A 13372-nucleotide genomic window follows, 5' to 3' on the forward strand; every position below is an offset into this window, starting at 1 on the left:
TACAGTCCCCTTTTATTCATCTCGAATAGACGTCTTATCTGCGTATAGACTTCTTGGACGTGTTGTTGACTATTCGGATAGCATAAAGTAGACACCTCCTCCGATACGCCTCTTCCTCCTCATCCGGCCTTCTTCCGTCCCAGCGAAGGTCTGAGTCGGCGTTGCCACCGCCTCCGCTGGATGCAACAGCGACAGGTTGTCCGCCAATCAAAGCATCAGCGATAGAAAAGATTCGTTCCCGCACAGAAGGCTCAGCCAGTTGGTCAAGAAACGTCTGCATCTGTTCTGTCTGATTATTGTTGAGATCCGTCAGTCGTGCATACTCCTGTTGTAGCCATTTAAACTCCCGATAGTCCAGCAACGCATTATTCTGCACCGCCTGTATTTGCTGTTCGGCATCTTTCCGATACAGTTCTTCAATCTGACGGACAATCTTCACGAATCGTCTGGCGATAGACCGGTTCTGCTCCTCAATCCATTTGTCGACCCCGAATATCGGAGGTTTACCAGTGATTCGTGGCGGCTCAAAATCTATCTTGTGATTGCGGAAAGGTTGCACCACTCTACCGACACGGTCTATATTCTTTGTCATCTTCTCCAGTTCCTGCTCCTTTTCTTGAAGCTTACATGCCTTGTCTTCAAGTTTGGCCTGATACTCGGCAATGAGTTTCAGTATGTCGGTTTTCTGTACTTCATACCTATTGAGAGTTATCTTGCCGGACGCCAGTTCCTGCTCCGCCTTTGCAAGTTGTTGGTTATAACTGAAAATCTTTGCTTCCAATCTCCGTATCATAGTTTGCAGCCCCTTGACTGCTTTCTCCGCCTGTTTCGCATCTTTGGCCAGTTTCCGGATATAATCGCGTTTACTAAGATGGTTGACGTTCCGGCCTTCAATACTGTCACCACGTTCCAACCCGTACTTGCTCCCTACCTCTTCATATAGTGAGGTGTGCATTTCCCGAAGAATATGGCCATACTCATAACGGCTCTTCCCGAACTTAGCCGACCACATGACGCATTCGCGTCCGCTTTTGGCTCGTTGTCCGACAGGAACAATCAAGGCATGGATATGTGGACTGCTCTCATCAAGGTGAACCTGGAATCCTATGATGTTTTTCTGTCCGTACCGTTTGGCGCACCAGTCATAGACATCTTTTGCCCATTGTTCGATTTCCGGACATCGTTGGAGATGGCTGTTGTCTGCGCCCTTGTCCAGATTTACGGTTTGGGGGCCAAATGCCATCTCAAGCGTACGGTCATGATTACCTCCGAAGATAAATTTCGCACAACAGTTTGGTTGAATTTTGCTGTCCGGCTTGAAAGGTTTCCAGCCCAGTTCAGTCAACCGTTCCTGCAAACGTACTTCAAGCGATTTCTCTTGATAGCCTAACGGATGAACTTTCCCATCGGGCCCAATCTCGAAATTCAGTTTCATTCGGGTCTTGTCATAGTGATTGGTCGGATCCTGATTCTTTCTGTCAATCTTGTCGTCATTCCAATGCCTTTCGTTTTCATTCGCCTCTGATGTGCCGAATGACTTCCCGGCTTCAACATGCATGGCCTGTTTAATATCTGTATTCATATAGGGTATTCTTTTGATAAATGATTAATATTTGAGCTTGCTCTTGTGCCAGTCCGCTCTGCGGGACAATGACCGGATTTTATTGCCGTCAGGTAAAAAGTCCTTATTGGGTTAAGGACTTTCTATAAATCCTCGGAACAAGTTCCTTTACTATTCAATAAGTTCCAAATCCAGTTCATCAATGAGCAACTGCAATGTTGGATTACGTTGTATCATCTGATGGAGTATCTGTCTCTTTGATGGTGAATACAGGAAGAAGTCTGCAATGTCCAATCCTTGGCTGCGTTGCTCTTCATCGGATGTACATTCCAAAACATTGGACACAACAACCCGTTTGCATATTCCAGACAACAAAGCAGACTTTTCTTTCCATTGTTCGGTTGCTCCTAAATCAGGGATGAGAGTAACCTCTCTGCCTTTGAGGACCTGCATGGCTTCACTATTGAAACAACCGTTCTTACCACCTGTTGCCAGCCATATATAATCGGGGATAAAATGGCTCATTACAACAGCGGTCTTTTCACTTTCCACCAGCATTACCGGAGACGATGAATTTTTCAGAAGATGTTCTCCAAACAGACATTGCTTCAAATGGAAATCCTGCAACTTCAACTCGGAATGTGCCCAGCTGACAAAAGCCTGAGGCTCTTTAACCCGATGGCCTGTCTCGGCATTATAGCACATTACCTTGCCGGTTCTTACCTGTCCATTTATATCTGTCTGCCAGAAAACCGTTGCACCTCCCCATTTTGAAGATGTCCCTATGCGATACATTTCAAACAATCTGCTTGCCTCATTTTCGCCAAATACATGACAGAAATACTGATATAAGGGGTTGATTGAATAATGTAACAGACTCCTTAACACATAAGATGAAGGAATATACGAAGGGGCAATACAAGACGGAATTTTATCTGCCGTCTTATAAGGGGCAGAAAAAAGTGACTTGCCGCGTCCCTCATCCATTTCTAATACATCAGGATTATCCTTGAAGTATTCCTTAGGTGTATAGTGGTAGCCACAACTGTTTTCATGATCACACTTGCCGACATTACCGGGAAAGCTAATGCTGCCTTGTTCATCAATATACCTGACAAAACATCGGCTTTTACCACAGTTCGGACAAGTAGTCTTGCTTCCAGGGCGGTATTTCTGCAAATGGAATCTGTATTCACTCATGGTCTTCTGATTTTAGTGTGGTTGCACTCTGCACTTTTGCACTTTGAGAAGATTGCACGGTATCCTGGCAAGATGAAAGTGCAATAGTGCAAGGTGCATCAGTATTTTCTGTCATAAGTTTGCGATAGACTCCATGCTGAAGCTTTTCTATAAGAGGGTGTTTAAGCCGGCATAATTGGTCAAGCGCATAATAGACGGTACGTCGGGACATATCAACTTTTCTACCGGCAATAACAGCATCCCCGGAAGTGAACCGATCTTCCAACAGAGAAAGCCAGGCTTCTTTCGTTTCGCCGATACTGTTTATGACAATGGTTTCCTGAATCCTCCTGTATGTTTCCTCATAATAATCAATCATACGGATCGCCGATTCTACGGAATCCCGCTCAATATATTGCATATCTCCACTATCAGTAGCCCATTTCATTACCTGAAACAACAGGGCAAGACGTGCTACATGGCCGTTGAGTTTCATCTTGCGGCTTTCAACATCCGCATCATCCTCAATGGCATTTACAGCATCAATAATTCCATTGTACCATTCATAAAAGTGTTCTTCCGCATCATCAGACATTGTAATGATACGAGGATTGACCGTAGTACCCTTGTCATCAAGAATACAGGGGATGCTTAAGATTCTGTTGATTATTGTCCTCCATTGATTCATGATGTCAGGACGGGCCGTATTCCGTTCTTCCCGTCTCCATCCGGATATCTTCCTGTTTTTGGGATAGACAAACAAAAAACGGTCAAGCAATCCGTTGGCAAGGAACTCTGCACGGAAGACTTCCTGCAGCATATTCGTCTGTACTGAACCGATGACATTTATACATGGATTCTTGATTAGAACAGGACGTGATTCTGATTTGCGGATAATCTTTAACGGCTGTCCGCTATAAGCTGTCAGCAGATCTTCAATGAGGTTGTTCTTGCTGTTGTACCTTTTGACGGAATTGAACAAAGCCAGGATTTCATCGACGACCAATGTTATCCCACGCTGATTATGCTGATGAATATTCATCATCGCCTCCGGGGTGGAATCATAAATGACCGTCGTTACAAAATTCGGTTTCTTGAGCAGTTGTTCTTCCCCGTCACTTCCGTGCTTGCCTGCAGACATGGCTCTTTCATATTCGTCATATTCCTCGTTGTATTTCTCATGCAGCCGGTCATCATACTCATTAATCGGCTTATAGATAAAACCGAGGGGAGGAGTCTTTCCGAGCCCGGGACGTCCGACCAGCATCATATAAAGGGATGGGCAAGTTTTCCACTCGCCCTTTATACGGATATGACAAGAGTTGCCTATTGCAGTAGCAACAGCAGAAAGAACAATAGACGCAGTATATTCCACATTGAAATTTTCGTATCTGGCAAGATTGAGGATAATCTCCTGTATCTTGTCCGGGAAGGCATCCAACGGAAGACCTGTTTCCGGAACGCCTTCCACTTCCGAACGAAGCATGTTGGTCAAATGAATGGTGTCAAACATAGCCACCTCCTTGCTGTTTTGGAAGTTCATCACCAATAGCGAAAGCTTCATAATGGAAACGACGCAGAAAGCGGTCTACGTCTTCCTGCGTGTACCAGTATTTATCACCTTCACGCGAGTAGCCGAGATAGCCGTTGTCTCGCAACTTTTTCAGATACTTTTCTTTGATGTTCAATTTCTCCATCAAAGACTTGTTGTCATATAGACGGTGTCCGCCTTCATGAGCCGGAGGCGGCAGTTTCTCTTGTCTCTCCACTATGCTGAGAATCTTTTCAAGCAATTCCCGGTCGCATAGCTTCTCTACATTCGTTTCCTTAGCCATACTTAAAAACAATTATGGCCGATTGCCCTGATGCACACTCAGACCTTCAGCCTGGTTATACGATATGGTACGATTGTGCACATCGCACCAGAATCACGGCACGAATGTATGAAATAGCTGAGGACTAATAAGTTACAATAAATTATCCAATGTTAGGACAGGTGTTATGGAAAGTTATGATTCTGCCACAACTTTGTATGTAACCAGTTGATTACCAGTAATAAAAAAGAGAAAAATAAAATTGAAAAAATCGAAGATTGCCAGATGAAGCAAAACAAAATGCATAACAAGCCCGAAGCTAAGATCTGCCAAGAACAAAGATAATACTCTTCGTTTTTTGTTACTTCTGAAAAAACTTATCGATTTCTCCGGCATTGTTAGGGACGGGCATATCCCTCCTGTTCTGTCGGGACTGTCCGATACCGGTCTGCTCAAATAGTGCGTTAAGCTCTACATCGGGAAAGAGTCCGTTGCCGAATTCCCAAAAAGTCTTCTGTTCGTATTTGGAATATTCAGGATAATCGCCGCAATATATTCGACCACACATATAGGCAAGAAGAGCCTTTGTCCCTTTCCAGCTATAATGGGACCCTACCTCTTCAATATATCCGGCTTCTATTGCTTTCGCAAAAATTGTACGGGCAAGTGAAGTATCAAGCCTTCCCGACAATACAACCCCTTTGGGGGAATCAGAACATTCTGACTGATTATCTATGGTTTGAACGGTTTGCTGGTTCTTTTCCCTAAGTTTGATACGCAGTTTTTCTGCTCCGTATGCAAATAGCCCCGATAAGACAAGGGCGGTAAAGATGCCTGTTATTACTACAGGATCAGGACGATTGTCCTTTATAGGATCAATTATCCCAAGTCCTATAAGGAGCAGAGTTCCTATAAAAAATACTATTGCGGCTGACCACATAATTATCCTATGGTACTTATTAAAGATGGTAGAAAGCAGCAATACCAGAACAAATGCGCACACCAGCAATAGAAATATTTTCGTAATAGTCATATCAAATCAATTTTAGGTGTAAAATTAATGATTGTTTATAATAGCCATCTACAATTATCAGAGAATTTCGAGATAAGCAAAATCCTCTTTCAGACGTGCCACTTCCGCCGACAGCGTTTCGGGCAGGAATTTGGCATAAACTTTTTCGGTGACATCCGTACTTCCATGACCGAGCAAACGACTGACAACCGACATGGAAAGTCCCTTGTTCAGTGCAAAGACCGCAAATGAATGCCGGGCGACATGCATTGAAAGGGTAAACGGAAGCCCTATCTGTTCTCCGACAACCGCCAGCGACTGATTGATACATTTCGTTGCATTGTTACGGGCTTTGTACAGAGCTTCTGCATCATCAAGATCCAGATCGTCCTTTACTAAGTTGAATACATACCGGCATCCGGCACGTTTCTCCTGCCACCGGTGAAGAATATTCAAGGCAGGTTCCGTAAGAGGAATTACATGGCGCTTATTCGTCTTGATCATGATTTTTCTCAGTTCCTTCTTCTCAAAATTGACATGGCCCCACTGCAATGTCATAACATCGACAACACGGAGTCCACAGGCATGGAAGGCAAAGAAGAACATTTCCAAAAATTCCTTACGGCGCGGTTCTGTGAACAGGTATTGTAATATTCCAACAGCGCAGACATCTGTTCCTTTGAAAGGTACTTGCCGTCAAACTCGTTGTCTTCATCCGCGAGAGATATCTTTGAGGCGATACGCATATCCTGAATCCTCGCATTGACGGCATGGTCTATCATCTTCATTTCTGAAGCATAGGCACATGCCTTCAGAATCGGAGTCAAAGCATGGTTGATCGTTGCATCGCTGTTCTGTTTTATCTCGCGGCGCCATCTGATGTATTCGTCAATCAGTTCAACCGATATTTCACCTAAATAGATACTGTCCGGTTTATAGGTACCGTTCTTTGTTGCACGGAGAAAGATACGGAAAATATTCATGCCGCTCTTGCCGTTTTCATAGCGGCTGCGTCCGATTCGGTTTCTCGAATAATCTGATTCAAGCCTTTCCTGAACAAACTCGATAAAATCCTTTCCTTTGTCCTCCCGTGTGAGCGGTTTGTCGGCCAGAAAGTCGGCGATCACCTGTGCCGTAATCTGATTGGGATGTTTTTCCTGATATTCGGCTAGCAATCCGTCGATCTTGTCCGCACGGGCAAGCAGCAGGCTGTTGATCCGGTTGGCCTCCGGACCATAACTTGCCCTCACACCTCCGCGTCCCTTGTTGGCTTTCTCATTCCAGTCGCCCAGCCGGACAAAGATGTTCATACCCTTGCGTATCACCTGTCGGTTCCAGGTGTATTCAAGCTGGACAAGATACTGTTTAGCTGGATCGATCTCACCCCGGATATGCAGGCGATAGCGTCCCAAAGGATATAGTCGTTTCGGTCGTCCCATACTGGAGATGTTTGAAATTAAAAAAACAGAGGTTGCGGTAATACTCACAAACCTCTGTAAAGGTAATGAATTTTGTCCAAACAAATCCCGATTTTCCCTCCGAAAAACGTATTTTATCCAAACAAACCGCGCCATTTGAGGCGGGGAAACACCGTTGTCCAAACAAATTAAATCCCTGCCAATCTTATTGATTGACAGGGATTTAATAGCTGTTTTTGTGCTTAAAATCGCACTAATATTCCTCCTCGTTGAAGAAGAAATCGTCCTTGGAGGGGTAGTCGGGCCAGATGTCTTCGATAGATTCGTAGATTTCACCCTCGTCTTCTATCTCCTGCAGGTTTTCGAGCACTTCGAGCGGCGCACCCGAACGTACTGCATAGTCGATGAGTTCATCTTTCGTTGCGGGCCAGGGGGCATCTTCGAGTTTCGATGCCAGTTCAAGTGTCCAATACATGATTCGGTAAAGTTTTATCTCTCTGAATTTTCCGGAAAAACAAGGCTTTTCCTTACAGGGATGCAAAGGTAAAGCAAAAAAACGATGCCCGCAAACGGAACGATCCCCACGGCCTACATTCCGGACGTTCGAATGTCCTAACATCCGATTTCTACGGATGTGTCCGGCGTATAGGACTATGCGGTATCCCGGGGAGAAGAACCGAAAATCGCAACGAGAATTCCGATCCCCGCAAAGGTTCGTGAATCCGAACCGGAGATATGTCGCCGCCCGAGGTATCCGGGAAGACAGCATGCCGCCGTACAGCCGCCGACGGACTTTTTCCAGACACTGACAGCGTCGTAAAGAATTTCCGCAATGTAAAATCGGATATTATCCGGTATAACCTATATGGAATTTTCGTATCTTTATGGAAACCTAAAACCTATCGAACCATGAAATTCTTCATCGACACAGCCAATTTGGAGCAGATTCGCAAGGCGCATGAACTGGGCGTTCTGGACGGCGTAACGACCAATCCTTCTCTGATGGCCAAAGAGAACATCCGGGGTACGGAGAACTGCAACCGTCATTACGTTGAAATCTGCAACATCGTCGAAGGGGACGTGAGCGCCGAGGTCATAGCCACCGACTTCGAAGGAATGGTGCGAGAGGGTGAGGCGCTGGCGGCACTGCATCCCCGCATCGTCGTGAAACTGCCCTGCACGGCCGCAGGAATACGGGCCGTAAAATACTTCGCGGCGAAGAATATCCGGACGAACTGCACGCTGGTATTCTCCGTGGGGCAGGCGCTGTTGGCGGCAAAGGCCGGAGCGACCTATGTATCTCCGTTCGTGGGACGTCTCGACGACATCTCCGAAGACGGCGTGGCATTGGTAGCCCACATCGTGAAGGTCTACCGCACCTATGGTTACAAAACGCAGGTGCTGGCCGCTTCGATCCGTCATACGCAGCATATTATCCAGTGTCTCGATGCGGGTGCCGATGTGGCGACATGCCCCCTTGCGGCAATCGAAGGGCTGCTCAGACATCCGCTGACGGACAGCGGGCTGGAGAAGTTCCTCGCAGACCATGCACGCCTGAATGCCTGACGGGTCACCGGCAGCGATAAAACGGCAACGCCCCGATTCGAACATCCGAATCGGGGCGTTGTGGCAATCATTTCTTTTCCAAAAGCCGCTGGAAGGCGGGAGAAGGCTTAAATGCAGGAATGTCGTGTGCCGGAATTTTGATCGTCGTATTCTTCGTAATGTTACGCGCCGTCTTTTCTTTGCGATGCTTAATCAGGAACGTACCAAAACCGCGGAGGAAAACGTTTTCCTTGCGGATCTGTGCGGCTCGCACCTCTTCCATGAAACCTTCCACGACGGCTAAAACGGTCACGGCTTCGACGCCCGTTTCCTGGGCGAGTTGCTTTACGATATCTGCTTTGGTCATTTTTGTAAGTTTTTGTCCGACAAAGATAAACAAACTTCCGAACTGAAAAAAGCCCATCGACAATCCGATGATTATACCAACAGGTTTATTGTATTGCCGCAGAACGGCGCATCGTGATATTAGAAAATAAAAATCCGGGTTCGGACATTTTTAACATGGATACGGATTCATCTCTTCCGACCCCGTTTCATAGAGGTCATATCCTTGTCCTCCGCTACGGGACGTTTCTGTTCTTTTAACGGCCACTGCGAAAAAATATGCTCTTGGCGGACTGTCATCTCTTTCAGTCGTCGGGCGATCTGTTTCCAGTCGTATTCGAAATTCAGCATGACGATATCCTCACCGAAATCGATGTCATCGAAATATGTGAGTGCCTTGAACGGGCGGATGACATTTGCCTGCGGAAATTTTCGTTCGTAGCATTTGAGCATCTCATAAAACGGGATGCGGGTGGACAGACAGGCGATATCCACGAAATCTTTGAGCCGCGAACCGTCGTCGGCTATCGCAGACAGCTTCATGGCGACGATATCCTCGATGCTGTATAAACGGATTCCGGATTCCGCATAGGGCTGCCGGAGATATGCATATTTGTGAGCTATGCAGTCGATCTTAACGCCGTCGATCATGCCTTTCAGCGTGTCGGGGCGCCTGAAGGCCGTTTGGAATCCGTATCGCTGCGAAAGAAACGCTTCGAGTTCCCCGGCGTCGAACGACTCCGGAGTGAACAGATCCAGATCGACACTCACACGATGCCCCAGATATAAGGCCAAAGCCGTACCTCCGGCCAGATTGAACGCCGCAAGCCGGGGCTCGGCCTCCAACTGTTTCAACAACCCAAGTGTCTGCGGCGCAACTGTCTGCGTGTGTAACATCTCAATTCCTCTTTTTTAAGGCCGAAAGCCGTACATACGAAATTCATATCCTGCGCCGAGAGTGTCGGAACCTCTTTGATAATTTCCCGGAAGCCTTCGATGCCTCCGTAGAGGTCGAACGCCGCGAAGTAGTCCCGGAGCCATCCCCGTTCTATGATGCGCTGCACGACGACCTTACGCGAACGCTGCCAGTCGAACTGCGTCAAGTCATAGTCCCAAAGTAATGTCTTTGAGACCTTGCAGCAGCCTTTATTTCGGATATAGTCATCGAATATGGTCATGAGCCGGAGTTCGTTTCGTTTTACAAAGATACGGATAAGCCGAGAGTAAACCAAAACTTGTTTTGAGTTTACCGAGGCGGAGTATCTTCGGCGAAGCCAAATATACGAATTATCCTGATGATATGCAATTTCCGTGCTTTGTCCGGCATACGCCTTCAAGAGTTGTGTCTTATCGCTCGTCATTCGCCGCAGCAAACATGGGACAAATCGGATATACACTCCCCGACGAAGGTCGGATACGGTGGTACGGACATCTCCGAACCGATTGTCCCTGTCTGCAGCATAGCGCAAAATTTTCATACGCATAAATAACCGGTTTTTCAGGTGTGGGTCGCCCAGCCGTGAAAGGGACGGTCGATAAAACAGCACGACCGATCCGGACATCCATGATAAACCAATCCGCCGACAACGCCCAGACTCCCGTCGGGATAGCGTTCCTTGAAGAGGAACGAATAGGGCGCGAAGTCCCTGTAAAGTTCGATCTGGCACGGATGATGGGGATTTTGCTCACGGCGTTCGAGGCGCTCCAAACATTCCCGAAGCGTGCTGTCGCCGATGCTTTCGGCGTATTGCACTACCTTATCGTAGTGCTCCTGACACATGATTTTCATAAGGCTTGATTTTTAGGTCTATTTCCCCATTCCGGGGTGTTGTTCCAGAAAGAGCATCCGCTGCCGGATATAATGCAGCAGCGGTTCTCCGTCGCCGACAGATTCCATAATGTTGTTCGTTCCGCCAATATCCTTCAGCACTTTCAATGAGAAAGAGTTGTGTATCTGCCCCGAATCGAACTGCAAATCGTGTCCGGACTCGGTAAAGGTGATGCAGACAGGTCTTCCCCGCTTTGTTCTGCCGAAAACCGTGATAGCACCACGCAGGTCTATCGGATAAAACTCGTCGTTATTCTCCCAGTCGATCTCAGGAGTCAGGCGGACGATCTCCGCCATGACCGGACGGAGCAGCCCTTCCGTCCAATGCGGATCATTCAACCGCTCCCGTTCTTGCTTCAGATGTTCAATCTCCCGATCGATCTCCTTGCGGCGCTTGTCGCACTGCGTTTTATGCAGGCGGTAGCGCGTAATGATATTCTCAATAGCATTATATTATGCATACCAACTGCACCGCAGGGGCTGCCCGTCCCATTTCCACGCAGTACGGTATGAGTCGATGCGGATATAATTTTTCGACAGACGGTGCGTATGGGTCTTGCCCTTGAAAACATCGGGCAGCGGGACGGTCGTTCCGCACATATAGCCGTCTTCGGTAGTTCGCTGGTCGAGCTGCCGCAGGTCTACCGCGCTGCCGCGGATCGCTATGACCTGATAGAAGTCGATATTGGTCTGCTCCCAGCCCCACGACGAGTAGAGGATGTCGCCGACGCGCAGCGAACGTCGGAACTCCTCACTCGACCGCGCTACGGCTTCGTCATGGCGCCGGAAGCGCTCGGCCTCCTGCCGGATACGCTCCATAGCCTTATCGTATTCTTCCGGGGTGTGGGCCTTGTAGACATACCGGGGGGGGGCGCTTCATCCCCGGTGTCCATGCCGCGATACAGCGGCCGTTACGGCCCTGAAACCGGACAAGCGAGATGTTATAGATCAATTCGGGAGCGAAGCCCGTCCCCTGCGCGAGACGCGCGGCGTTCTTGTTGATGCGATAGGTTTTCATTGTATTTCGGATTTAGGGTTCGTTTCTTCTTCGACGATTTGGAACTTGTCGGGATTCCAGCCCTTTGCGAACAGCGCGGCCTGCGCGTCGAGGACGCTCGGAAAGATGCGGCGCCTCTGCCGCGAAAAAGAGATGTATCCGACATAAATACGCCGCACAGGGCTTCTTTGATATTCGAGGTGGCAGCGGCACGGAACGGGCCGATAGTGCAGGAAGCCCCGCATGCGCAGCAGCAGGCCACGTTCGTACTCCTTGTCCTCGCGGCAGCGTTCCCACGCCTCGTATTTGTCGATGCCGTCGGTCAGCAGCGTGTAACCGACAGCCCGGTCATAGCGGGTTCGGCCCTGCCAAAGGCCCTTGAAAAAAAGCGACAGCAGTTCCAGTTCGAGCGTCGGACGGCCTTTCGTGCGCAGCGTTTCTGTCAGGGATACGACCTCGTCGTAACGGAAGTCGAGCGGGCGGATGTTGTTCGCCGCCATGCGCACCATCACCCGCAGGTCGGGGGTAATAGTGATACGTGTTATAATCTGATAGCTCATAATGATATGCAATTAAAAGACCGCAGCTTTAGGGCTGCGGCCTGATTTGACAATACGTGAAATGTCGTGTTATTTCGGATTGGTCGTGTCCCGGAGCTTCAATCCGAAATCGCCGCAGGCCGTACGCAGATCTTCGCTGAACTTGCTGCTCTCGCAATAATAATCACCCATCCGTCCGGCCAACTCCTGCAGATCGCCGTCCGTAATCGTCGCAGTATCGTATCCGTGTCTTTCGAGTGCCGCACGGTTCAGAAAGGCGATGTCGAACTCCGCATTCGGATCGTCCTTACTCGGAATGCTTCGCAGCTTCTCGGCGGTGAACCGGTAAATCTCGTCGGGGTACTCCTTCTCCGTCCGGTCCGTATCCCCGTGCTGCCGGGAGAACTCGTCGCCCCAGGCAATGAGCGTCGCGGCCGTATCGCGGGAGTTGTCCGAGGGCCGGAACTTCCTGCGCCCGGCTTCATAGGCGATATCGACCAGCACCTCGGCATAGTCGCGCAGGGACACATTGCCCGGAAGCGCTGCGGGCTGCCTTTTCATAAAGGCGGTGATGGCCTCGGCATAGATCCGGAGTTGCAGACGGTCGCGCTCCTCTGCGGCTTCGTCGCGATCCAGCCCGAATTCCGGGGATTCATGTCCGTCGAGGAAGTTCTGCAACTCGCCCAGCCGGAAAACGTCGTAGCGCGTAGGATATTCCGGCAGGCAGCGTTCCACGAAATCTTCCGTAAGATCGCTTGTCGTCTGCGGCGCAGCTTCGGCGGACGGGATGAAATCGTATTCTTCCAGCCATTCGACGATGCCTTGCAGGGTATCGCAGGAGAGATTTTCAAGCGGAAGCGGGAAACCATCCCCGCCGTCCATCAGGCAGACGGGAGTCAGCCCGTCCTCACAAAATTCGAGGGAGATTACATTGCGATAAAGACCGTCGTATCTGATTGTAAGGGGCGACTCGTAATACTCCTCGTAGGCGAGGCCGTCCGTATCTGCCAGCCGCTCGCGGTCTGTCGCATCGGCCAGATAGGTTCCCAGGCGCCCTTGCCGGCTGGCGATGACCGAACGGATGACACCGATCTGATAAGTACGCAGTTTTTCGAGTGTTTCTTTGTTTTTCAT

15 protein-coding genes and 1 pseudogene are annotated in these 13372 nt (G+C 48.8%); 1 reads left to right on the forward strand and 15 read right to left on the reverse strand.

Annotated features, from left to right (window positions below; all coding sequences use genetic code 11):
* Positions 1-34: 34 nt before the first annotated feature.
* The 7 genes and pseudogenes from mobV to ALFI_RS03510 all read right to left on the reverse strand — a co-directional run bounded on the left by mobV (position 35) and on the right by ALFI_RS03510 (position 7459).
* Complete coding sequence (gene mobV / locus ALFI_RS03480) at positions 35-1582, reverse strand: MobV family relaxase (RefSeq protein ID WP_014774780.1); 1548 nt, start codon at positions 1580-1582, stop codon at positions 35-37.
* A 150-nt stretch (positions 1583-1732) separates the two neighbouring features.
* A complete protein-coding gene (locus ALFI_RS03485) occupies positions 1733-2761 on the reverse strand; it encodes a DUF6371 domain-containing protein (protein WP_014774781.1) in 1029 nt (342 codons plus the stop codon).
* Complete coding sequence (locus tag ALFI_RS03490) at positions 2754-4253, reverse strand: YfjI family protein (protein ID WP_014774782.1); 1500 nt, start codon at positions 4251-4253, stop codon at positions 2754-2756. Before ALFI_RS03490 ends, ALFI_RS03485 begins: the two co-directional genes overlap by 8 nt.
* On the reverse strand, positions 4246-4575 hold the full coding sequence (locus tag ALFI_RS03495) for a MerR family transcriptional regulator (RefSeq protein ID WP_014774783.1): 330 nt from the start codon (positions 4573-4575) through the stop codon (positions 4246-4248). The genes ALFI_RS03490 and ALFI_RS03495 overlap by 8 nt, the downstream gene beginning before the upstream one ends.
* 340 nt (positions 4576-4915) lie before the next feature.
* Positions 4916-5587: a hypothetical protein gene (locus ALFI_RS03500; RefSeq protein ID WP_014774784.1), complete on the reverse strand. Its 672-nt coding sequence runs from the start codon at positions 5585-5587 to the stop codon at positions 4916-4918.
* Between the two features lie 57 nt (positions 5588-5644).
* Positions 5645-7005: pseudogene (locus ALFI_RS03505) on the reverse strand (tyrosine-type recombinase/integrase).
* A 232-nt stretch (positions 7006-7237) separates the two neighbouring features.
* Complete coding sequence (locus ALFI_RS03510; protein ID WP_009597992.1) at positions 7238-7459, reverse strand: DUF2795 domain-containing protein; 222 nt, start codon at positions 7457-7459, stop codon at positions 7238-7240.
* 434 nt (positions 7460-7893) lie between these two features.
* Here ALFI_RS03510 and fsa point away from each other — a divergent pair, with 434 nt between their 5' ends.
* Positions 7894-8550 (forward strand): fructose-6-phosphate aldolase, encoded by a 657-nt coding sequence (gene fsa / locus ALFI_RS03515; RefSeq protein WP_014774785.1) that lies wholly within the window; start codon positions 7894-7896, stop codon positions 8548-8550.
* 67 nt (positions 8551-8617) lie between these two features.
* Here the strand turns inward: fsa and ALFI_RS03520 are convergent, their stop codons facing one another.
* From ALFI_RS03520 to ALFI_RS03555, 8 genes are all read right to left on the reverse strand, one after another.
* Positions 8618-8896, reverse strand: coding sequence for an HU family DNA-binding protein (locus ALFI_RS03520; protein WP_009596283.1), 279 nt, complete (start codon positions 8894-8896; stop codon positions 8618-8620).
* Between the two features lie 167 nt (positions 8897-9063).
* The gene (locus ALFI_RS03525) at positions 9064-9771 is read right to left on the reverse strand and encodes a nucleotidyl transferase AbiEii/AbiGii toxin family protein (protein ID WP_009596285.1); all 708 of its coding nucleotides are present in this window, start codon (positions 9769-9771) and stop codon (positions 9064-9066) included.
* Entirely contained in the window at positions 9726-10052 is a 327-nt protein-coding gene (locus ALFI_RS03530; protein WP_014774786.1) for a DUF6922 domain-containing protein, read from the reverse strand. The genes ALFI_RS03525 and ALFI_RS03530 overlap by 46 nt, the downstream gene beginning before the upstream one ends.
* Positions 10053-10372: 320 nt before the next feature.
* Complete coding sequence (locus ALFI_RS16410) at positions 10373-10663, reverse strand: DUF4120 domain-containing protein (RefSeq protein ID WP_009596277.1); 291 nt, start codon at positions 10661-10663, stop codon at positions 10373-10375.
* A gap of 18 nt (positions 10664-10681) precedes the next feature.
* Positions 10682-11041 carry a hypothetical protein gene (locus ALFI_RS03540; protein WP_009596280.1) on the reverse strand — a complete coding sequence of 120 codons (360 nt, stop codon included), beginning with the start codon at positions 11039-11041 and terminating at the stop codon, positions 10682-10684.
* Between the two features lie 114 nt (positions 11042-11155).
* Entirely contained in the window at positions 11156-11521 is a 366-nt protein-coding gene (locus tag ALFI_RS03545; RefSeq protein ID WP_009596284.1) for a hypothetical protein, read from the reverse strand.
* Between the two features lie 195 nt (positions 11522-11716).
* On the reverse strand, positions 11717-12259 hold the full coding sequence (locus tag ALFI_RS03550) for a hypothetical protein (protein WP_014774788.1): 543 nt from the start codon (positions 12257-12259) through the stop codon (positions 11717-11719).
* Between the two features lie 69 nt (positions 12260-12328).
* On the reverse strand, positions 12329-13372 hold the full coding sequence (locus ALFI_RS03555; RefSeq protein WP_244265001.1) for a hypothetical protein: 1044 nt from the start codon (positions 13370-13372) through the stop codon (positions 12329-12331).

The sequence above is a fragment of the Alistipes finegoldii DSM 17242 genome, from assembly GCF_000265365.1.
GTDB classification, from domain to species: Bacteria; Bacteroidota; Bacteroidia; order Bacteroidales; family Rikenellaceae; genus Alistipes; species Alistipes finegoldii.